The organism is Actinokineospora spheciospongiae (genome assembly GCF_003182415.1).
Lineage (GTDB): Bacteria > Actinomycetota > Actinomycetes > Mycobacteriales > Pseudonocardiaceae > Actinokineospora > Actinokineospora spheciospongiae.
Map to the genome: position 1 here is coordinate 95,152 of NZ_QHCP01000006.1, position 18,531 is coordinate 113,682.

The following is an 18,531-nucleotide window of genomic DNA, read 5'->3' on the forward strand; positions in this document are numbered from 1 at the left end:
CCCGTGCCTGAGTACAAGAGCTTCCCCCTGCCGGACACCGCGGAGGGGCTGACCGAGGCCGAGATCCTGTCCTGGCACGTCAAACCGGGCGACGTGGTCGTGGTGAACCAGATCATCGTCGAGATCGAGACCGCCAAGGCCGCCGTCGAGCTGCCCTGCCCGTGGGCCGGGGTGGTGACCGAGCTGCACGTACACCCGGGGCAGACGGTGGACGTCGGCACCCCGATCCTGACCGTCGACGTCGACCCCGGCGGCGCGGCGGCACCGGACGTGGGCTCGATCAACGGCTCGCTGAACGGCTCCGCCGTGGCGGCGCCCGCCGAGGAGGAGATGAAGCCGCTGGTCGGCTACGGCTCCAAGGCGGTCACCGCGAAGCGGCGGGCGCGCCGCGGCCCCGCGGTCCCGGCCGAGCCCGCCGCCGCAGCGGCGCAGGGCTCGGTGGCGGCCGCATTCGAGCACGCGCCGGGGCCGCTGCCGGTGGTGGAGGAACCCGCACCCGCGAACACCGCCACCACTCCCACCGCCGCTTCGGCCGTCTCCGCCGCCGCTGTGCCCAACGCCCTGCCCGCCGCACCGGACGCCCTGCCGGGCGGCCACGTGCCGCTGGCGAAGCCGCCGGTGCGCAAGCTGGCCAAGGAGCTGGGCGTCGACCTGCGGTCGCTGGCCGGGTCCGGCGACCGCGGGGTGATCACCCGCTCCGACGTCGAGCGCGCCGCGACCGGACCGGTGGCCGCACCCCCGGCCGAGGCTCCGGCGGGGGCCCCGACCGCTCAGGCGGCGGTGTCCGCCGGCGGTGAGCGGCGGGTGCCGATCAAGGGCGTCCGCAAGGTCACCGCGGCGGCGATGGTCAGCAGCGCGTTCACCGCACCGCACGTCACGGAGTTCCTGACCGTGGACGTGACGCCGATGATGGAGCTGCGGGCGCGGTTGAGGGCGCACCGGGACTTCCGCGACGTCAAGCTGACACCGCTGGCGTTCTGCGCCAAGGCCGTGGCGATGGCGGTCAAGCGCACGCCGGAGGTCAACTCGGCGTGGGACGAGGCCGCGCAGGAGATCGTCTACAAGGACTACGTGCACCTCGGGATCGCCGCGGCGACCCCGCGCGGGCTGATCGTGCCGAAGGTCCGCGACGCGGAGCGGTTGTCGCTGCGCGAGCTGGCCGAGGCCCTGGACGCGCTCACGGTCACCGCCCGCGACGGCAAGACGCCGCCCGCGGACATGGTCAACGGGACGATCACGATCACCAACGTCGGCGTGTTCGGTGTGGACACCGGGACGCCGATCATCAACCCGGGTGAGTCGGCGATCCTGGCCTTCGGTGCCATCCGGGACACGCCGTGGGTGGTCGACGGGGAGGTCGTGGTGCGCAAGGTGTGCCAGTTGGCGCTGAGCTTCGACCACCGGTTGGTGGACGGGCAGCAGGGGTCGGAGTTCCTGTCCGACGTCGGCGCGCTGCTGGCCGATCCCGCGGTGGCGATGACGTACTGACCCGCGCGTGGTGGGGGCCCGGGTGGGCTCCCACCACGCCGGTCAGACCTGCGGCAGGTCGAAGTAGTTGGTCAGGGTGGCGGCGAAGGCGATGTCGCCGCGGACCTTGACCTTGCCGGAGATGAAGAGCTTGGGGAGGGTGGCTCCGCCGGTGACCGCGCGGAGGAAGTCCGGGGGGTCGGCGGTGATGGTGACCCGGGGGTCGGCCGTGGGGATGTCGGCGGTGGTGCAGGTGCCTCGGGCGATCACCGTTTCGAAGCGGTCGTAGCCGCCTTCGCCGGAGCCACCGGTGAAGCGCCAGTGCACGACCGCGCGCAGGTCGGCGGCCTTGGTCAGGTCCAGGTGGGCCGACATCCGGCGGAAGACCTCGTCGAAGACGACGTGGCGCAGGCGGGGGTGGGCCATCAGGGCTTCGAGTTGGTCGGTGCTGGTGCGGGCGAAGAAGTGGGCGAAGGTCTCGGTGGACATGCCCGCCAGTTCGATGCCGGTGCCCGCGGTGCCGAGCATGTCCAGGGTGGCGATGAGCTGGACGAACTGGTCGGGGTCGAGCCTGGTGGGGTCGATGGTGGCGGCGAAGCCGTCGAGGTCCACCACGGCGGTGGGTTCGAGGCGGTGCCACTTCTCGCCGCGGCGCCTGCGGGAACCGGTCATACCGGCAGTGTGCGCCCTGGAGCGGCTCATGGGCGCGGCAGGTCGAACAGGCCGATCAGGTTCGCGGCGAACGCGAGGTCGCCGCGCACCTTGAGCTTGCCGGTCATGAACAGGACGGGGGCGGAGGCGTTGTTGCTGATGAGCTTGAGGAAGTCGACCGGGGTCAGGGTGACGGTGACGCGGGGTTTTTCCGCCATCTCGCGGCCGACCGCGCAGGTGCCGCCGCGGAAGACCGTCTCGTAGCGGTCGAAGCCGCCCTCGCCGGAGCCGCCGGTGAGCCGCCAGTGCACGACCGCGTGCAGGTCCTTGACCCGGTCCTGGCGCAGGTGGGCGCCCATGCGGCGGAAGATCTCGCCCAGTACGCGCTCGCGCAGCACCGGGTCGACCATGATCGCCTCGACCTGGTCGGTGGTGGCGTGGGCCATCAGGCGGGCGAACGTGGTCGGTCCCATCCGGGACAGGCCGATGTCCGCGCCCGCCTCGGCGAGCCGGTTGACCGCGGCGAGCACCGAAGTCAGGTCATGTGTGCCAAGTTTTCTCGGATCGATTGCGCGACCGATAGCATCCACGTCGATGTTCGACGCGGCGACGTCAGCCACGTCGATGCGGTCGAGCATCGCCACGAGATCCCGTGGTTTCAGCGCGCCGATGGCCTCACCGGTGTGACTTGACTCGGGCATGGACACCTCCAGGACCTACTCACCAGTAGGCTACGGGTGGGTAGGTTTTCCGGCAAGTGGGGCACAGGAGGTTGGCGTGAGCGTCGACGAACAGCGTCGGCCTGCGCGCGTGAAGCGCCTGCCACGCGAGGTCCGCGAGCGCCAGATCCTGGACGCGGCGGTGCGGGTGTTCTCCGAGCACGGGTACCACAACGCGTCCATGGACGAGATCTCCGAGGTGGCGGGCGTCTCCAAGCCCATGATCTACGCCTACCTCGGGCACAAGGAGGACCTGTTCGCCGCCTGCATCCGGCGCGAGGCCACCCTCCTGGTGGAGGCCATCGCCGGGGGCGTGCGGGCGGAGGCGCCCCCGGACATGCAGCTCTGGCACGGCCTGCGCGCCTTCTTCCGCTTCGTCGGCGAGCAGCGCGAGAGCTGGCGCGTGCTGCACCGCCAGGCCACCTCCCAGGGCGGTCCGTTCAGCGAGGAGCTGATGGGGATGCGCGGCCGGGCGATCAACCTGGTCGACGCGCTGCTCGTCCGCTCCGCCACCAGCCACGGCGTGCCGACGAAGTCCACCGAGGCGATGGCGGTCGCCCTGGTCGGCGCGGGGGAGTCCCTGGCCGACTGGTGGCTGGACCACCCGGACGTGCCGGAGAAGACCGTCGCCTCCTGGTTGATGAACCTGGTCTGGATGGGCCTCGGCGACCTGGTCGACGGCACGTCCTGGGTGCCCACCCCCGAGTGACCGCTACCGGCGCGCGTACAGGTCGCGGAGCAGGGCGATCTCGGCGCCGTGGTGGATGGCCTCGCGGCTGATGTGCAGCACGAGGGTGGCCATCGGGGCCTCGGCGTGCGGTCCCTCGGCGGAACCGCACGGGCGGGCCAGGTCGTCGGCGCCCAGACCGCGCACGCCCTCGACCCAGGCCGCGTAGGTCTCGTCGAGCTGGGCCAGCCCGCCCGCCGCGTCCCCGGCGTAGGCGTGGGTCGGGTAGTCGTACCGCGGACCGCCGAAGTGGTCGGCGGTGCGCGCGCCGAAGACGCCGACGATCAGGTGGGCCATGCGCCAGGCGATGGTGGTGACCGGCGCCGGGTCGGGCTGGGGGTACTCGAAGTCGACGGTGAACCCGCCGGTGCCCGGTCCGCCCCCGGCGCCCCTGGGGCGGATGTTCCACGAACCGGGCGCGGGCTCCCACAGGTACTCGTCGTCGGTGAGGCCATCGAGGCGCGGGCGCAACTGCGTGGTCCAGTGCAGGTCGAGCTGCTCGACGAGTTCGCGGGTCCAGTCGATGGTCATGGCGGCACCCTAGGAGCCCTTGCGGACACCTCCGGTCCGCGAGTCGTCGCGGATGATGCAGGTGATGACGTCGTACGGGCGGGTCTCGTGGGCACCCACCCGGCAGGGCAGGCAGTACTCGTCCCCCGGGCCCGCGACCAGGTAGAAGTCGGCGTCGCGGGTGCCCGACCAGCTCGGGGACCGGCGGGTGGCCCGGACGGTGGGGGAGATGCGGTCGAGGAGCTGGGCGAGGGCCACCGCGGGGTCGGGGTCGGCGCCCGCGCGCTCCTGGAACCGCTCGACCGCGTGCGGCAGGAAGTGCACCAGCGACAGCAGGGCGTTGCCGCGCAGGGTCAGCGGGTCCTCGCGGGAGCGGGACCGGGGGAACGGTACGCAGTTCGTCGCGGCCCAGTGCTCGGGGGCGCGCCGGTACGGCGCCAGCGGGAGCACGAAGGAGCCGGGGACCAGCAGGAAGTACCCGGACGGGCTGCGCCTGCCGCGCACCGGGCCGGGGAGGGTCTCGGTGACCTCGCCCCGGTCGGCGATGGCGTCGGTGAGCCAGTCGCGGGCGCGTTCCCGGTCGCCGAAGCCGAAGGCGTCGGCGCAGGCGTCCGCGCAGCGGTCGGTGACCACGATCGGCCAGTCGAGCGGGTCGGTCATGGGTCAATCCTGGACCGGTGTGGTCCCGCCGCGTCGGACGGGACCACACCGGCACGGGTCACAGCGCGGTGATCAGGCCCTCGATGTGCGGCTTGGGCTTGCGCGCGTCGAACAGGTCGAACTTCCAGTCCGCGCCGACCTGCTCGGCGTGGAAGCCGAGCTTGCCCGGCAGCAGCACCGGGAGCTTGAACCGGACGTCGACGGTGTAGGCGTCGGGCAGCCTGCCCTCGAACGCGGCCAGGCAGCGGGCCTTGGTCCACATGCCGTGCGCGATCGCCCGCGGGAACCCGAACAGCTTGGCGGTGAGCCCGTACAGGTGGATCGGGTTGCGGTCGCCGGAGACGTCGCCGTAGCGCCTGCCGATGTCGCCGGGGACCTTCCAGACCGCTGACGGGGCGGGCAGCTCACCGCGCTGCCCGGGACCGGACTCCGACGACTTCGCCGAGTCGTCGGAGCCGCCGCCGCGGCAGAGGTAGGTGCTCGCCTCGTGCCAGAGCACCTCCTCGCCGACGACGACCTCGCTGATCATGTCGTACTGCCTGCCCTTGGGGTGCGGGCGCAGGTTCTCCACGTGCACCCGCAGGTCGAACTTCTCGTTGACCAGCAGCGGCCGGTGCTGGGTGATCACGTTGGCCACGTGCACCGAGCCGATCAGCGGGAACGGGAAGTCCGGGTCCGTCATCAGCTTCACCTGCATGGGGAAGGTGAGCATGTGCGGGTAGGTCACCGGCAGCTCGTTGCCCAGCCGGAACTCGCACACCCGGTTGTAGGCGGCGAGGTGGGCCGGGTCGACGGGCACGGACTGCCGCAGGTAGGTGCGGTCGGGCAGCTCCCGGCCGCCCTTCTTGCCGAAGCCCGCGACGACCGCCTTGGGGTACAGCACGCCCAGGTTGGGCGACTCCCGCAGGGCCTGGGTGGACATCAGGCCCCCAGCAGCGACTGGCCGCAGACCCGGACCACGTTGCCGTTGACCGCGCCGGAGGCCGGGTTGGCGTACCAGGAGACGGCCTCGGCGACGTCGACCGGCAGGCCGCCCTGCGACATCGAGTTCATCAGGCGACCGGCCTGCCGGATGAACAGCGGGACGGCCGCGGTCATCTGGGTCTCGATGAAGCCGGGGGCGACCGCGTTGATGGTGCCGCCGTACTCGGCCAGCTTGGGCGCGTAGGCGTTGACCATGCCGATGACGCCCGCCTTGCTGGCGCCGTAGTTGGTCTGGCCGGTGTTGCCCGCGATGCCCGCGATGGAGGACACGCCGATGATGCGGCCGTTGGGGCGCAGCACCTTCTCGGCGAGCAGGGCGTCGTTGACCCGGAGCTGGCTGCTCAGGTTCACGGCGATCACCGAGTCCCAGAGCCCTTCCTTCATGTTGGCCAGCTTCTTGTCGCGGGTGATGCCCGCGTTGTGCACGACGATGTCGACCCCGCCGTGCCTGCTCTTGAGGTGTTCGACCAGCTTGGCCGGGGCGTCGGCGGCGGTGATGTCGAGCTGGAGCGAGGAGCCGCCGACCCGGTTGGCGACCTTGGCCAGGTCGCCGCCCTGGGCCGGGATGTCCAGCACGACGACGTGCGCGCCGTCGCGGGCGAGCACGTCGGCCATGGCCGCGCCGATGCCGCGGGAGGCGCCGGTGACCAGCGCGACCTTGCCCGCGAGCGGGGCGTTCCAGTCCTCCGGCTCGACCCCGGCGCCGCCGTGCGTGCCGACCCGGATGACCTGGGCGTCGACGTAGGCGGACTTGGCCGAGAGCAGGAAGCGCAGCGTGGACTCCGCCTCGCCCTCCGCGCCGGGCTGCACGTAGACAAGCTGGGCGGTCGCGCCGCGGACGATCTCCTTGCCGAGCGACCGGACGAAGCCCTCGAGCGCGCGCTGGGCGATCAGCTCCAGCGGGTCTTCGATGTTCTCCGGGGGTGTGCCGAGCACCACGACCCGGCCGCAGGCCCCGAGCTGTCGGAGCACGGGGTGGAAGAAGTCGTACAGCGCGCGGAGCTGCTCGGGTGCCTTGATCCCGGTCGCGTCGAACACCAGGCCGCCGTAGGCGACCCCGCGCTCGCCCTGGGGGGCGGGTGCGGGGGTGGTCAACACGTCGATGCCCGCGGCCTTGGCGGTGGTGGCGAGCGCGTCGCCCAACCGCCCGCCGGGGGCACCGCCCACCAGCGCGGGGCCGTCCAGCGCTGGCGCGCCGGGCTTGTGGCGCCGCAGCGTCGGGGGGTTCGGCAGTCCGAGACGCTTCACGAGAAGCTTTCCGACGCCGGAGGTGGTGAACTGCTGATAGCGGTCAGTCATCTGTGTGCGCCTCCCTACTCGCTAGTAAACTTACTCAAGAGTAGGTTAGGATGCTACCTCAGATGCAAACCTGTGCTTTGGAGGACGGAATGGCCCCCAGTCGCGTGCGCCGAGTTGCGGTCCTTGGTGGGAACCGCATCCCCTTCGCGCGGTCCAACGGTAAGTACGCCAAGGCGTCGAACCAGGACATGTTCACCGCCGCGCTCGACGGTCTGGTCGCCCGCTTCGGCCTCCAGGGCGAGCGCCTCGGCGAGGTCGCCGCGGGTGCGGTGCTCAAGCACAGCCGCGACTTCAACCTCGCCCGCGAGTGCGTGCTGGGCAGCAGGCTCTCCCCGGAGACCCCCGCCTACGACGTGCAGCAGGCGTGCGGCACCGGCCTCCAGGCCATCGCCCAGGTCGCCAACAAGATCGCGCTCGGCCAGATCGACTCGGCCATCGCGGGCGGCGTCGACACCACCTCCGACGCGCCGCTGGCGGTCAACGAGGACCTGCGCCACATCCTGATCGCGCTGAACAACGCCAAGACCGTCCCGCAGCGGCTGGCCCTGCTGGCCAAGATCCGCCCCGGCCACATCGTCCCGGACATCCCGCGCAACGCCGAGCCGCGCACCGGCCTGGCGATGGGCGACCACGCGGCGCTCACCGCCAAGGAGTGGGGCATCACCCGCGAGGCGCAGGACGAACTGGCCGCCTCCAGCCACCAGAAGCTGGCCGCCGCCTACGACCGCGGCTTCTTCAACGACCTGATCACCCCGTTCCAGGGCCTGAGCAAGGACCAGAACCTGCGGCCGGAGTCCACCGCGGAGAAGCTGGCGAAGCTCAAGCCCGCCTTCGGCGGCGCCGACGGCACCATGACCGCGGGCAACTCGACCCCGCTGACCGACGGCGCCTCCGCGGTGCTGCTGGCCACCGAGGAGTGGGCCAAGGAGCACCGGCTGCCGGTGCTGGCGTACCTGACCTTCACCGAGACCGCGGCCGTCGACTACGTGCACGGCGGCGAGGGCCTGCTGATGGCGCCCGCGTACGCGGTGCCGCGGATGCTGGCCCGCGCGGGCCTGTCCCTGCAGGACTTCGACTTCTACGAGATCCACGAGGCGTTCGCCTCGCAGGTGCTGGCCACCCTGGCGGCCTGGGAGAGCGTGGACTTCGCCAAGGAGAAGCTGGGCCTGGACGCCCCGCTCGGCTCGATCGACCGCTCGAAGCTCAACGTCAACGGCTCGTCCCTGGCGGCCGGTCACCCGTTCGCCGCGACCGGCGGCCGGATCGTGGCCACGCTGGCGAAGCTGCTCAACGAGAAGGGCTCGGGCCGCGGCCTGATCTCCATCTGCGCCGCCGGTGGCCAGGGCGTCACCGCGATCATGGAGAAGCCGGGAGCGGCGGCACCCGCCGCCAAGTAGTACCTCGGTAGCACCCTCTACGGCTCTCTAGCTCACCAGCTAGAGAGCCGTAGAGCTTTGTACGGCCCTAAGGTGAACGCATGGAGCGGGCGTGCGAGTGGGAGGCCCGGCACGGGATGCTGGTCGGGCTGTCCCCGCGGCGGACCAGGGTCCGGTCGATGGTCGGGTTGGCGGTCGCCGGGCTGGTGCTGCTGGTGCCCGCGGTGTTCGTCGCCGTTCACGCGGTGGAGGTCGCGCTGGCGGGCGGCTGGGACGACCGGGTGTGCCGGTCGGTCGGTTCGCGCGGGTGCGGCCCGGCCTGGCTCTCGCTCAGCGCGGCGCTGTTCTTCGTGGTCGTCGGGGCGGGGTTCGGGGTGGGCGCGGTGCGCGAGCTGTTCCGGCGGGAACACGCGTTCGCCCTGGAGCAGGATGACTTCCGGGTGGTCTTCCGGAACTCGTCGACGTACGTCCCCGAGTGGGTGCGGGTCCGGTGGGCCGACCTCGCCGAGGTGGTCCCGGACGGCGGGCGGCTGGACCTGGTGCTGCGCGAGGGGGCGTCGGCGACGCACCTCGACGGGCGGACCGCGGGTCCGTTGACCGACCTGCTGTGCGGCGACGCCCGGGCCGACGCGGCGGTGCTGCGCCACTTCCGGACCGCGGACCGGCGGCGGATCGGCCAAGCGCCCGCGCAGGACGAGGCGAACCGGATCGCGGCCGACACGCCGTAGCGGGATCTCGCCGAATATCGGATCTGCGCTAGAGACGCCGATACCGTCCGAGAATGGACCCGGTGCGCAATCCGTTCGCCCCCGGCGCAGGTCAGCGCCCCCCGGAACTGGCGGGCCGCGAGAAGGAGCTGACCGCCTTCGAGGTGGTGCTGGAACGGGTCGCGCGGGGGCGGCCGGAGCGCAGCCTCGTGCTGACCGGGCTGCGCGGGGTCGGCAAGACGGTCCTGCTGGGTGAACTGCGGTCGATGGCCGTCCGGCGCGGGTGGGGCGCGGGGAAGGTCGAGGCCCGGCCGGACGCCGCGCTGCGCAGGCCGCTGTCGGCGGCCCTGCACCGGGCGGTGCGCGACCTGGCGGTGCGGCACCGGGCACCGGAACGGGTCGAGCACGTGCTCGGCGTGCTCAAGGCGTTCGCGCTCAAGTCGAACCCGGACGGCGCCAAGCTGCGCGAGCGCTGGCAACCCGGCATCGACGTGCCCGCCGCGGTGGGCCGCGCCGACTCCGGCGACATCGAGATCGACCTGGTGGAGCTGTTCACCGACGTCGCCGAACTGGCCAAGGACGTCGGCACCGGGGTCGCCGTCCTGATCGACGAGATGCAGGACATCGGCGCCGACGACATCTCCGCGCTGTGCGCCGCCTGCCACGAACTGGCCCAGTCCGGCGCACCGCTGGTCGTCGTCGGCGCCGGGCTGCCACACCTGCCCGCGGTGCTCTCGGCGAGCAAGTCGTACTCCGAGCGGCTGTTCCGCTACGTCCGCATCGACCGCCTGGACCGCCCCGACGCCGACCGCGCGGTCCTCGCCCCGGTCGACCGCGAGGAAGCGGGCATCACCCCGGAGGCGCTCGACGCGCTGTACGAGCGCTCCGGCGGCTACCCGTACTTCATCCAGGCGTTCGGCAAGGCCGCCTGGGACGCCGCCCCCACCGACCCGATCACCGCCGAGGACGTGCTGGTGGCGGCACCGGAGGCGGAGGGCGAGCTGGCGGTGGGGTTCTTCGGCTCCCGGTACGAGCGGGCCACCCCGGCCGAGCGCGAGTACCTGCGGGCGATGGCGGAGCTGACGCACGGCCGCGACGAGGGCGCGGGCACCTCGGACGTGGCGGTCTTCCTGGGCCGCAAGCCGTCGTCGCTGTCGCCCGCGCGGGACAGCCTGATCAAGAAGGGGTTGGTGTACTCGGCCGAGCGCGGCCGGATCGCCTTCACCGTGCCGCACTTCGGCCGGTACCTGCTCGGCATGGAGGAGTAGGCGATCTCGGCTTGTCTCGCGGGCTCTAGGCCACACGCTAGAGAGCCACATGAACACCTCGCGTGACCGTCTCTACCGGACAGATAGCGGCTCGTCTGGATTTACGGCCGATGATTCGCCGGCCTGTGCGCCACTTCACCGGCCAATCACTGGCATTCCAAGTGGGCAACGCGCATACTTGAGGCACAAGCCGAAGACCTCCGAAGGAGATGCAAGTCCGATGAACCTCACTGCCAAGTTCCGTGCCCGCCGCGTCGAGGCCCGCAACCGGAAGGCGGTGACCCGCGCGATCGAGACCGCCGCCACTCCCTCGATGCGCCACGAACTGATGACCCTCGCCCAGAACCAGCAGCACAACTGGCGCTGACCGGATGAGTGGTCTGGGTCACAATTTGTGACCCTGTAACACCCCCGGCTCGTCTGACGATGAACCGGTTGACCCCGTAGTGCTGGCGGACCCCCGACCTGGCAGCACTACGGGGTTTCCACATCCCTGCTCGCCGCTTCGCGGCTTCGCAGGGACCCCTTCGTCATTTTCTCTGGGGCCGAGCCCCAGGCCCCTGCCGGCGGGCTACGCCCCCGGACCCCCGCCGGTGGGCACGTTCGTCACCTGCCAGCCGCCCCTCAGCTTCGCAGGGACCCCTTCGTCATTTTCTCCGGGGCCGAGCCCCAGGCCCCTGCCGGCGGGCTACGCCCCCGGACCCCCGCCGGTGGGCACGTTCGTCACCTGCCAGCCGCCCCTCAGCTTCGCAGGGACCCCTTCGTCATTTTCTCCGGGGCCGAGCCCCAGGCCCCTGCCGGCGGGCTACGCCCCCGGACCCCCGCCGGTGGGCACGTTCGTCACCTGCCAGCCGCCCCTCAGCTTCGCAGGGACCCCTTCGTCATTTTCTCCGGGGCCGAGCCCCAGGCCCCTGCCGGCGGGCTACGCCCCCGGACCCCCGCCGGCGGGCACGTTCGTCACCTGCCAGCCGCCCCTCAGCTTCGTGGGCAGGCCTTCGTCATTTGCTGCACCCGTCGGCGGGTGATGCCGCCGGACCCCCGCTGGGGCTTGTTCCCAAGCAAGCTCCCCACGAACTGGTGGCCCGGCGTGGGTGGGTCTCTGGCCGCCAGGGTGGCTTCGCGGGCATCCCTGGCGTTCGGTGCTGGTTGTCGGGGGGTTTTGGCGGGGGTCCTCCGCTGTCTTGTCCGGGTGCTGTCGGCGTGCATACTTCCGCCGTGTTCTTAGGCGTGGACGTGGGCGGGACCAAGATCGCCGTCGGTGTGGTGGACCCGGCTGGGCAGGTCGTCTGGCGGGAGCAGCGGAGCACGCACCGCCACGGCACGGCCGAGGAGATCTTCGCCGTCGTGGCCGGGCTGGTGGGGACCGCGCTGGCGCGGTACGACGTCGAGGCGGTCGGGGTCGGGTCCGCCGGGCCGGTGGACATCCCGAACGGCACCGTGTCGCCCCTCAACATCCCCGCGTGGCGGGGCTTCCCGCTGCGGGCCCGGGTGGCCGAGGTCGTGGACCGGCCGGTCGTGCTGGCCGGGGACGGGCCGTGCATGGCGCTCGGCGAACACTGGGTGGGGGCCGGGCGCGGCGTCTCGGACATGGTCGGGCTGGTGGTGTCCACCGGTGTCGGCGGCGGCCTGGTGCACGGCGGGGAGCTGTTCGGCGGTCGCACCGGCAACGCGGGCCACATCGGGCACATGGTCGTGGAACCCGACGGCGACCCGTGTTCGTGCGGGGGCCGGGGCTGCGTGGAGATCGTGGCCAGCGGCCCCAACCTGGTGCGCTGGGCACGGGCGCGCGGCTGGTCCGCCCCCGAGGACGCCGACGCGGCGCACCTCGCGGAGACGGCGCGGCACGGCGACGAGATCGCCCTGGCCGCCTTCACCCGAGCCGGACGGGCCGTCGGGCTGGCCATCGCGGGCACCGCAGCGCTGTGCGACCTGGAACTGGCGGTCGTCGGCGGCGGGGTGGCGCAGGCCGGGGAGCTGCTGTTCGACCCGATCCGGGCGACCGTCGCCGAGTACGCGACCATGGACTTCACCCGGGGCACAGTCGTCGTACCCGCGACCCTGGGCGGGAACGCGGGAATCGTCGGCGCCGCCGCCCTGGTGGCACGCGGCTGACCCGCCCGAACCGACCTGCCCGGCTGACTGGTGGGACGCTCAGGCGAGCCGGGCTGCCCAGGCGGATCGCTCCCTCGCCCGATCAGACGAGCCAATCGAGCAGCCGGGCAGCCGGGCAGCCGGGCAGGTCAGGCGGGTGGGCCGGGCAGGGCGGGCGGACTGGGCGAGCGGATTGGGCGGAGGTGGGTGGGTGGGATTACGGCTTGGGGGTGCGGCCCATCAGGTAGAACTCCGGGTTCGGGGTGAGTGCCATCAGGTGGGCCAGGCGGTTGGACATGGCGAACAGGGCGGTGATCGCGCCGACGTCCCAGATCTCGTCGTCGGTGAGGCCCGCGTCGCGGGCGTCGTCGAGGTCGGCTTCGGTGAGGGTGGTGGGTTCCAGGGCGAGGGTGAGGGCCAGGTCGACGATGGCGCGGGCGCGTGGGGGCAGGTCGACCGCCCACGGGTTGGTGGCGACCTGGTCGGCGAGGTGCGGGTCCTTGGCGCGGATGCGGAGGATCGCGCCGTGCGCGACCACGCAGTAGGTGCAGTTGTTGGCGCCGGAGGTGGCGACCACGACCAGCTCGCGCTCGGCCTTGCTCAGCCCGCCCTCCCGGTCCATCAGGGCGTCGTGGTGGTCGAGGAAGGCGCGCAGTTCGGCGGGGCGGTGGGCCAGGCCGAGGAAGACGTTCGGCACGAAGCCCGACTTCTCGGCGATGGCGCCGATCCGGTCCCGCAGGTCCTCGGGGAGGTCGGCCAGGTCGGCGACCGGGAAGCGGCTCAGTGTCATACCCCGAAACTAGTCTTCGGCAGGACGGGGTGGGGTTCTGCCCGTTTCGGGAGATGTAAGCAGAGGGTTACTACGCGGGGGATCGGTGGGCTGTTCCCGGCCGTCCGGGTGCCGGTGAGATTGCGCGCGCAACTGACTAATCGTGACTTCACCCGTTGGGCGCTACAGCCGCCCGGCTCCGCCCCGGAAGCGGTATCTGCCATAGCACCTGGTGTTTACCTCACCCGATCGGCGATTACGCGGGCACGGTGCCGTTCGGCGCTGAACACGCTCCGTTTATCGTCTACTACGCAGTAGGCGCGCGTTCGGGGGAGCGATGGGTGCAGACTGGGAGTAACCGCAGTACCACGAAGGAGTTCGTCGCTTTGGCTGTGACAGGAACGGAGTCCGCCCGTGTGGACGACCGCCGAACCCTGCACCTGACCTTCGCCCCGGAGGTCCTCGGGGCACCCGAACCGGACCGCAAGACCGAACCAGCCCGCACCGCGGAGACCGACACCGCAGAGACCGACACCGCACCGGCTGACACCGCGCCGGACCAGGCCGACACCGCCGCCGCGGACACCGGCCGGGCCACCGCGGACCTGCCCGCCCCTCGGCGCACCCCGCGCGACCGGTTGCTGGTGCTGGCCGAGCACCTGGTCGGCAGTTGGGCCTCCACGCTCCGGATGGCCCTGGCCATGCTGGCCTGCATGGTGGGCGCCCTGGTCCTGATCGCGCTCGCCACCGGCCCGTTGCCCGCGCTGATCGGCGCGGGGGCGCTGGCCGCGGTCATCAGCACCACCCGCAACCGCTGAGCGGTCCACTCGACGCGAAGAGGCCCCGCACCTGCTGGTGCGGGGCCTCTTCGCGGTCGGGCCGCGTCAGTGCGCGCCGATCTGGCGGAGCTTCTTGTCGCCGTCGTCGACGTGGTAGTCGTCCGGGCGGGTCTGGTCCATGCCGTTGAACGCCTTGAGCTTGCGGGCGATCAGCGTCACCAGCACGGCGACCAGCAGGTTCGCCACCAGGGCGACGATGCCGACGTAGATCTGCACCGTTGAGCCCGCGAACGGGTGCCACCCGAACAGGCTGAGCTTGTCCAGCGCCAGCGCGGAGCCGCCGAAGTGCGCGCGCTTGCCGTTGGCGCTCGGGATGCTGTAGAGCAGCACCATCCCCCAGCCCATGCCGACGAACCACCCGGCGATCAGGCCCCACACGTGCAGCCACCGGGTGTAGAGCGCGATGGCCACCGCGGGCAGCGTCTGCAGGATGATCACGCCGCCGATGAGCTGCAGGTCGATGGAGAACTGCGGGTCGATGAACAGGATGAACGCGACCGCGCCGAACTTGACCACCAGCGAGGCGAGCTTGGCCTGCTTCGCTTCCTGCTTCGGGGTGGCGTCCTTGCGGAAGTACTCCTTGTAGATGTTGCGGGTCCACAGGTTGGCCGCGGCGATCGACATGATCGCGGCGGGCACCAGGGCGCCGATGCCGATGGCGGCGAAGGCGATGCCCGCGAACCACGAGGAGAACTCGTTCTGGAACAGCACCGGGATGATGGTGTTGGTGTCGGGCTGGCCGGTGGCCTGGTTGGTGATGGGCGCGACGCCCGCGGCGATGGCGACGAAGCCGAGCAGCGCCAGCAGCCCCAGCAGCAGCGAGTACGCGGGCAGCGCCGACATGTTCCGCTTGATCACGTTGCGGCCCTTGGAGGCCAGCACGCCGGTGACCGAGTGCGGGTAGAGGAACAGCGCGAGCGCCGAGCCCAGGGCCAGCGTGGCGTACTGGAGCTGGTTGTTGGCGTTGAGCAGCACGCCGTCGCCCGCGGCCGGGGTGGCGTCGAACTTCTCCTTGGCCGAGGAGAAGATCTCCGACCAGCCGCCGAGCTTGATCGGCAGGTAGATCACCGCGACGATGATCACGACGTAGACCAGGATGTCCTTGACGAACGCGATCAGCGCCGGGGCGCGCAGGCCGGACTGGTAGGTGTAGACCGCCAGCACGACGAACGCGATCAGCAGCGGCAGGTGCCCGACGATGCCGCTGCCGTTGATGCCCATGGTGCGCAGCACGGCCTCCAGGCCGACGAGCTGCAGCGCGATGTAGGGCATGGTGGCGACGATGCCGGTGACCGCGATCAGCAGCGCCAGCAGCGAGGACCCGTAGCGGCCTCGGACGAAGTCGGCCGGGGTGACGTAGCCGTGCGCCCGCGACACCGACCACATGCGCAGCAGCGGCAGGAAGATGATCGGGTACAGCACCACCGTGTAGGGCAGCGCGTAGAAGCCCAGGGCGCCGGAGCTGAACATCAGCGCCGGGACGGCGACGAAGGTGTAGGCGGTGTAGATGTCGCCGCCGATGAGGAACCAGGTGACCCAGGAGCCGAACTTGCGGCCGCCGAGGCCCCACTCGTCCAGGTGGTCGAGGGTGCCGCCCGCCTTCCACTTCGCGGCGACGAAGCCCAGCACGGTGACCACGCCGAACAGCAGCACGAAGATGACCAGCTCGGTCCACTTCATCGGGTGGCCCCCTCATCCAGCTCGTCCACGTCGCGGCCGGGGCCGGGCGGGGTGGTCGGCTTGTCCTTGGTCATGGCGAACACGGTCGAGGTGGCGGCCACCCCGACCACGACGCCGAGCAGTTGGAACCAGTAGAAGAACGGCATCCCGATGAACTCGGGGCCGGACCGGTTGAAGAACGGTGTGATCAGCAGGAGGAGGGGAACCAGCAGCAGCAGGTTCCAGGGGCTCCAGCGGATGCCGGATGCCGACTTCTTCGGCGGTGCCATCGGCGGACCTCGATCGTGTCGCGAAGTGGTGCCGGGAAACAGTAGGACGTCCGACCCGTCCCGTCACTGGTCAACGCCGATTCGAGATGAACGGGCGATCACCGACGGCTGTCCGGCCGTTGTTTCCACAGGCTGTGCACAACCTTGTCCACAACCTGTGGACAACTTCGGAACACCTGGGGTCCGTGGGGCTGCGGAGGAGCGAGAGGAAGCCCTGGACCAGCCAAATGGCCTAGGGCGTCCGCGTGCCGCAGTTGTGCACAGGTGAACCCGCATCAATCCACAGGCAGGCGCAGATGCGCTCCGCGACCGGTCCCCGATGACCAACGGGCGGGTCGAGTACGAGTGCCGCCCGGCTCGACGTCCCGCAAACGGCGGAAGGCCACCACGCCGGAGCGTGGTGGCCTTCCGCTGGACCCAGGACCGCGTGGACTAGCCCAGGCGCTGCTTGAGCGCTTCCAGCTCGTCGCGCAGCGGCGTCGGCAGCTTGTCGCCGATCTTGTCGAACCACTCGTCGATCAGCGGCAGCTCGGCGCGCCACTCGTCGGCGTCGAACCGCAGCGCCGCCTCGATGGCCGCCCGGTCGTCGTCGAGGCCGGACAGGTCCAGCTCGTCGGCGCTCGGGATGAAGCCGATCGGGGTCTCGGTCGCGGCGGCCTTGCCCTCGATGCGCTCGATCGCCCACTTGAGGATGCGGGAGTTCTCGCCGAACCCGGGCCACAGGAAGGACTTGTCCTCGGCGCGGCGGAACCAGTTGACGTAGAAGATCTTCGGCAGCTTGGTCGCGTCGGCGCGCTTGCCGGTCTCGATCCAGTGGTTGAAGTAGTCACCGGCGTTGTAGCCGATGAACGGCAGCATCGCCATCGGGTCGCGGCGCACCACGCCGGTCTTGCCCACGGCCGCGGCGGTGGTCTCGCTGGACAGGGTGGCGCCCATGAAGGTGCCGTGCTGCCAGTCGCGGGACTCGGTCACCAGCGGGATGGTGGTGGCCCGGCGGCCGCCGAAGAAGATCGCCGAGATCGGCACGCCCTTCGGGTCGTTCCACTCCGCGGCCTTGGTGTCGCACTGGTCGATCGGGGTGCAGTAGCGCGAGTTCGGGTGCGCCGCCTTCTCCTCCGACCCCGGCGTCCAGTCCGCCTTCTTCCACGAGGTCAGGTGGGCGGGCGGCTCGCTCATGCCCTCCCACCAGATGTCGCCGTCGTCGGTCAGCGCGACGTTGGTGAACAGCGAGTTGCCCTTGGCGATGGTGCGCATCGCGTTCGGGTTGGTGTGGTAGTCGGTGCCCGGCGCCACGCCGAAGAAGCCGTTCTCCGGGTTGACCGCGTAGATGCGGCCGTCCTCGCCGAAGCGCATCCAGGCGATGTCGTCGCCGATGGTCTCGACCTTCCACCCGGGGATGGTCGGCTCCAGCATGGCCAGGTTGGTCTTGCCGCAGGCGCTGGGGAACGCGGCCGCGACGAAGTAGACCTTGTCCTCGGGGGAGGTCAGCTTGAGGATCAGCATGTGCTCGGCGAGCCAGCCCTCGTCGCGGCCGATCACCGAGGCGATGCGCAGCGAGTAGCACTTCTTGCCCAGCAGCGCGTTGCCGCCGTAGCCGGAGCCGAAGCTCCAGATGAGACGCTCCTCCGGGAAGTGCACGATGTACTTGGTGTCGCTGCACGGCCACGCGACGTCGGCCTGGCCCGGCTCGAGCGGGGCGCCGATGGAGTGCAGCGCCGGGACGAAGTCGCGCTCGGTGCCGTCGGCGTCGATGAAGCGGTCGAGGGCCTGCGCGCCCATCCGGGTCATGATCCGCATCGAGGCCACGACGTACTCGGAGTCGCTGATCTCCACGCCCAGCATCGGCGAGTCGGCGTCCAGCGGGCCCATGCAGAACGGGATCACGTACATCGTGCGACCGCGCATGCACCCCCGGTACAGCTCGGTCATGATGGCCTTCATCTCGGCCGGGTCCATCCAGTTGTTGGTGGGACCGGCGTCGGCCTCGTCGGCCGAGCAGATGTAGGTGCGCTCCTCGACGCGAGCCACGTCGTTGGGGTCGGAGGCGGCGTAGAACGAGTTCGGCTTCTTCTCCAGGCGGGTGAAGGTGCCCGCGGCCACCAGCTTGTCGGTGACCCTGGTCCACTCCTCCTCGGACCCGTCGACCCAGACCACGGCGTCCGGAGTAGTCAGCTCGGCCACCTCACGCACCCAGGCCAGGAGCCGTTTGTGCGTGGTCGGTGCCTGGTCAACGCCAGGGATAGTCACTGCCGTCATCTCGCCTCGTCTCCTGACTGAACGCCGAAATGCCGATCAGGACGCCCTTGTCCCGACCGGACGTCGGTGTCCTCATCGAATGGGCTCGGTACCCGCCCCAGGACGGAGCGGGTGCTGGCCGTGAAGGAATACATCGAGGTTAGCGAAGTGACGCGCAGGTAACCGATGTCTGTCCTGTCGGCTCCCTCACAAGACCGATCAGGGAATCGATTCAGAACTCGAACGCTGCGGTGATTGCGGCTGGTGGGTGTTCGTTTCC

Annotated in this window: 18 protein-coding genes; 8 read left to right on the top strand and 10 right to left on the bottom strand. The window is 71.0% G+C overall.

Annotated features, from left to right (window positions below; genetic code table 11):
• Positions 1–3: 3 nt before the first annotated feature.
• Positions 4–1,488 carry a dihydrolipoamide acetyltransferase family protein gene (locus tag DFQ13_RS17845; RefSeq protein WP_110080631.1) on the top strand — a complete coding sequence of 495 codons (1,485 nt, stop codon included), beginning with the start codon at positions 4–6 and terminating at the stop codon, positions 1,486–1,488.
• 42 nt (positions 1,489–1,530) lie between these two features.
• Here the strand turns inward: DFQ13_RS17845 and DFQ13_RS17850 are convergent, their stop codons facing one another.
• Positions 1,531–2,139 carry an SCP2 sterol-binding domain-containing protein gene (locus DFQ13_RS17850; RefSeq protein WP_084176421.1) on the bottom strand — a complete coding sequence of 203 codons (609 nt, stop codon included), beginning with the start codon at positions 2,137–2,139 and terminating at the stop codon, positions 1,531–1,533.
• A gap of 26 nt (positions 2,140–2,165) precedes the next feature.
• Positions 2,166–2,819, bottom strand: coding sequence for an SCP2 sterol-binding domain-containing protein (locus tag DFQ13_RS17855; RefSeq protein WP_110080632.1), 654 nt, complete (start codon positions 2,817–2,819; stop codon positions 2,166–2,168).
• A gap of 76 nt (positions 2,820–2,895) precedes the next feature.
• Here DFQ13_RS17855 and DFQ13_RS17860 point away from each other — a divergent pair, with 76 nt between their 5' ends.
• Positions 2,896–3,546 (top strand): TetR/AcrR family transcriptional regulator, encoded by a 651-nt coding sequence (locus tag DFQ13_RS17860; RefSeq protein WP_035290017.1) that lies wholly within the window; start codon positions 2,896–2,898, stop codon positions 3,544–3,546.
• Between the two features lie 3 nt (positions 3,547–3,549).
• Here DFQ13_RS17860 and DFQ13_RS17865 read toward each other — a convergent pair whose 3' ends face one another.
• The 4 genes from DFQ13_RS17865 to DFQ13_RS17880 are packed head-to-tail and all read right to left on the bottom strand — an operon-like array spanning position 3,550 to position 7,017.
• Positions 3,550–4,095 (bottom strand): DinB family protein, encoded by a 546-nt coding sequence (locus DFQ13_RS17865; RefSeq protein WP_110080633.1) that lies wholly within the window; start codon positions 4,093–4,095, stop codon positions 3,550–3,552.
• A gap of 9 nt (positions 4,096–4,104) precedes the next feature.
• Complete coding sequence (locus DFQ13_RS17870) at positions 4,105–4,734, bottom strand: hypothetical protein (protein WP_110080634.1); 630 nt, start codon at positions 4,732–4,734, stop codon at positions 4,105–4,107.
• A gap of 58 nt (positions 4,735–4,792) precedes the next feature.
• The gene (locus tag DFQ13_RS17875) at positions 4,793–5,656 is read right to left on the bottom strand and encodes a MaoC/PaaZ C-terminal domain-containing protein (protein ID WP_035290009.1); all 864 of its coding nucleotides are present in this window, start codon (positions 5,654–5,656) and stop codon (positions 4,793–4,795) included.
• Entirely contained in the window at positions 5,656–7,017 is a 1,362-nt protein-coding gene (locus DFQ13_RS17880; RefSeq protein WP_035290006.1) for a 3-oxoacyl-ACP reductase, read from the bottom strand. Before DFQ13_RS17880 ends, DFQ13_RS17875 begins: the two co-directional genes overlap by 1 nt.
• Positions 7,018–7,106: 89 nt before the next feature.
• Here DFQ13_RS17880 and DFQ13_RS17885 point away from each other — a divergent pair, with 89 nt between their 5' ends.
• The 5 genes from DFQ13_RS17885 (at position 7,107) to DFQ13_RS17900 (ending at position 12,480) form a co-directional block, all read left to right on the top strand.
• Positions 7,107–8,414: an acetyl-CoA C-acetyltransferase gene (locus DFQ13_RS17885; RefSeq protein WP_110080635.1), complete on the top strand. Its 1,308-nt coding sequence runs from the start codon at positions 7,107–7,109 to the stop codon at positions 8,412–8,414.
• Between the two features lie 80 nt (positions 8,415–8,494).
• Complete coding sequence (locus DFQ13_RS17890) at positions 8,495–9,121, top strand: hypothetical protein (protein ID WP_110080636.1); 627 nt, start codon at positions 8,495–8,497, stop codon at positions 9,119–9,121.
• Between the two features lie 53 nt (positions 9,122–9,174).
• Positions 9,175–10,368, top strand: a complete 1,194-nt coding sequence (locus tag DFQ13_RS17895; protein WP_035289998.1) for an ATP-binding protein — start codon at positions 9,175–9,177, stop codon at positions 10,366–10,368.
• Between the two features lie 220 nt (positions 10,369–10,588).
• Entirely contained in the window at positions 10,589–10,735 is a 147-nt protein-coding gene (locus tag DFQ13_RS33910) for a hypothetical protein (protein ID WP_181400036.1), read from the top strand.
• Between the two features lie 848 nt (positions 10,736–11,583).
• Positions 11,584–12,480 (top strand): ROK family protein, encoded by an 897-nt coding sequence (locus tag DFQ13_RS17900; RefSeq protein WP_035289996.1) that lies wholly within the window; start codon positions 11,584–11,586, stop codon positions 12,478–12,480.
• A 196-nt stretch (positions 12,481–12,676) separates the two neighbouring features.
• On the opposite strand, the gene DFQ13_RS17905 is transcribed toward DFQ13_RS17900, so the two are convergent.
• The gene (locus DFQ13_RS17905; RefSeq protein ID WP_110080638.1) at positions 12,677–13,249 is read right to left on the bottom strand and encodes a peroxidase-related enzyme; all 573 of its coding nucleotides are present in this window, start codon (positions 13,247–13,249) and stop codon (positions 12,677–12,679) included.
• Between the two features lie 395 nt (positions 13,250–13,644).
• Here DFQ13_RS17905 and DFQ13_RS17910 point away from each other — a divergent pair, with 395 nt between their 5' ends.
• Positions 13,645–14,046 (top strand): hypothetical protein, encoded by a 402-nt coding sequence (locus DFQ13_RS17910; protein ID WP_110080639.1) that lies wholly within the window; start codon positions 13,645–13,647, stop codon positions 14,044–14,046.
• 66 nt (positions 14,047–14,112) lie between these two features.
• On the opposite strand, the gene mctP is transcribed toward DFQ13_RS17910, so the two are convergent.
• The 3 genes from mctP to DFQ13_RS17925 form a co-directional block, all read right to left on the bottom strand.
• Positions 14,113–15,747: a monocarboxylate uptake permease MctP gene (gene mctP / locus DFQ13_RS17915; RefSeq protein ID WP_110080640.1), complete on the bottom strand. Its 1,635-nt coding sequence runs from the start codon at positions 15,745–15,747 to the stop codon at positions 14,113–14,115.
• A complete protein-coding gene (locus DFQ13_RS17920; RefSeq protein WP_035289983.1) occupies positions 15,744–16,016 on the bottom strand; it encodes a DUF3311 domain-containing protein in 273 nt (90 codons plus the stop codon). The genes mctP and DFQ13_RS17920 overlap by 4 nt, the downstream gene beginning before the upstream one ends.
• Before the next feature lie 432 nt (positions 16,017–16,448).
• Positions 16,449–18,272 (bottom strand): phosphoenolpyruvate carboxykinase (GTP), encoded by a 1,824-nt coding sequence (locus DFQ13_RS17925; protein ID WP_110080641.1) that lies wholly within the window; start codon positions 18,270–18,272, stop codon positions 16,449–16,451.
• Between the last annotated feature and the right edge of the window lie 259 nt (positions 18,273–18,531).

What these genes read in the sequence shown, in the direction of transcription:
- DFQ13_RS17850 (WP_084176421.1), bottom strand. Translation starts at nt 2,139, where the DNA reads ATGACCGGTTCCCGCAGGCGCCGCGGCGAGAAGTGGCACCGCCTCGAA.
- DFQ13_RS17855 (WP_110080632.1), bottom strand. Translation starts at nt 2,819, where the DNA reads ATGCCCGAGTCAAGTCACACCGGTGAGGCCATCGGCGCGCTGAAACCA.
- DFQ13_RS17865 (WP_110080633.1), bottom strand. Translation starts at nt 4,095, where the DNA reads ATGACCATCGACTGGACCCGCGAACTCGTCGAGCAGCTCGACCTGCAC.
- DFQ13_RS17870 (WP_110080634.1), bottom strand. Translation starts at nt 4,734, where the DNA reads ATGACCGACCCGCTCGACTGGCCGATCGTGGTCACCGACCGCTGCGCG.
- DFQ13_RS17875 (WP_035290009.1), bottom strand. Translation starts at nt 5,656, where the DNA reads ATGTCCACCCAGGCCCTGCGGGAGTCGCCCAACCTGGGCGTGCTGTAC.
- DFQ13_RS17880 (WP_035290006.1), bottom strand. Translation starts at nt 7,017, where the DNA reads ATGACTGACCGCTATCAGCAGTTCACCACCTCCGGCGTCGGAAAGCTT.
- DFQ13_RS17885 (WP_110080635.1), top strand. Translation starts at nt 7,107, where the DNA reads ATGGCCCCCAGTCGCGTGCGCCGAGTTGCGGTCCTTGGTGGGAACCGC.
- DFQ13_RS17890 (WP_110080636.1), top strand. Translation starts at nt 8,495, where the DNA reads ATGGAGCGGGCGTGCGAGTGGGAGGCCCGGCACGGGATGCTGGTCGGG.
- DFQ13_RS17895 (WP_035289998.1), top strand. Translation starts at nt 9,175, where the DNA reads ATGGACCCGGTGCGCAATCCGTTCGCCCCCGGCGCAGGTCAGCGCCCC.
- DFQ13_RS33910 (WP_181400036.1), top strand. Translation starts at nt 10,589, where the DNA reads ATGAACCTCACTGCCAAGTTCCGTGCCCGCCGCGTCGAGGCCCGCAAC.
- DFQ13_RS17905 (WP_110080638.1), bottom strand. Translation starts at nt 13,249, where the DNA reads ATGACACTGAGCCGCTTCCCGGTCGCCGACCTGGCCGACCTCCCCGAG.
- mctP (WP_110080640.1), bottom strand. Translation starts at nt 15,747, where the DNA reads ATGAAGTGGACCGAGCTGGTCATCTTCGTGCTGCTGTTCGGCGTGGTC.
- DFQ13_RS17920 (WP_035289983.1), bottom strand. Translation starts at nt 16,016, where the DNA reads ATGGCACCGCCGAAGAAGTCGGCATCCGGCATCCGCTGGAGCCCCTGG.
- DFQ13_RS17925 (WP_110080641.1), bottom strand. Translation starts at nt 18,272, where the DNA reads ATGACGGCAGTGACTATCCCTGGCGTTGACCAGGCACCGACCACGCAC.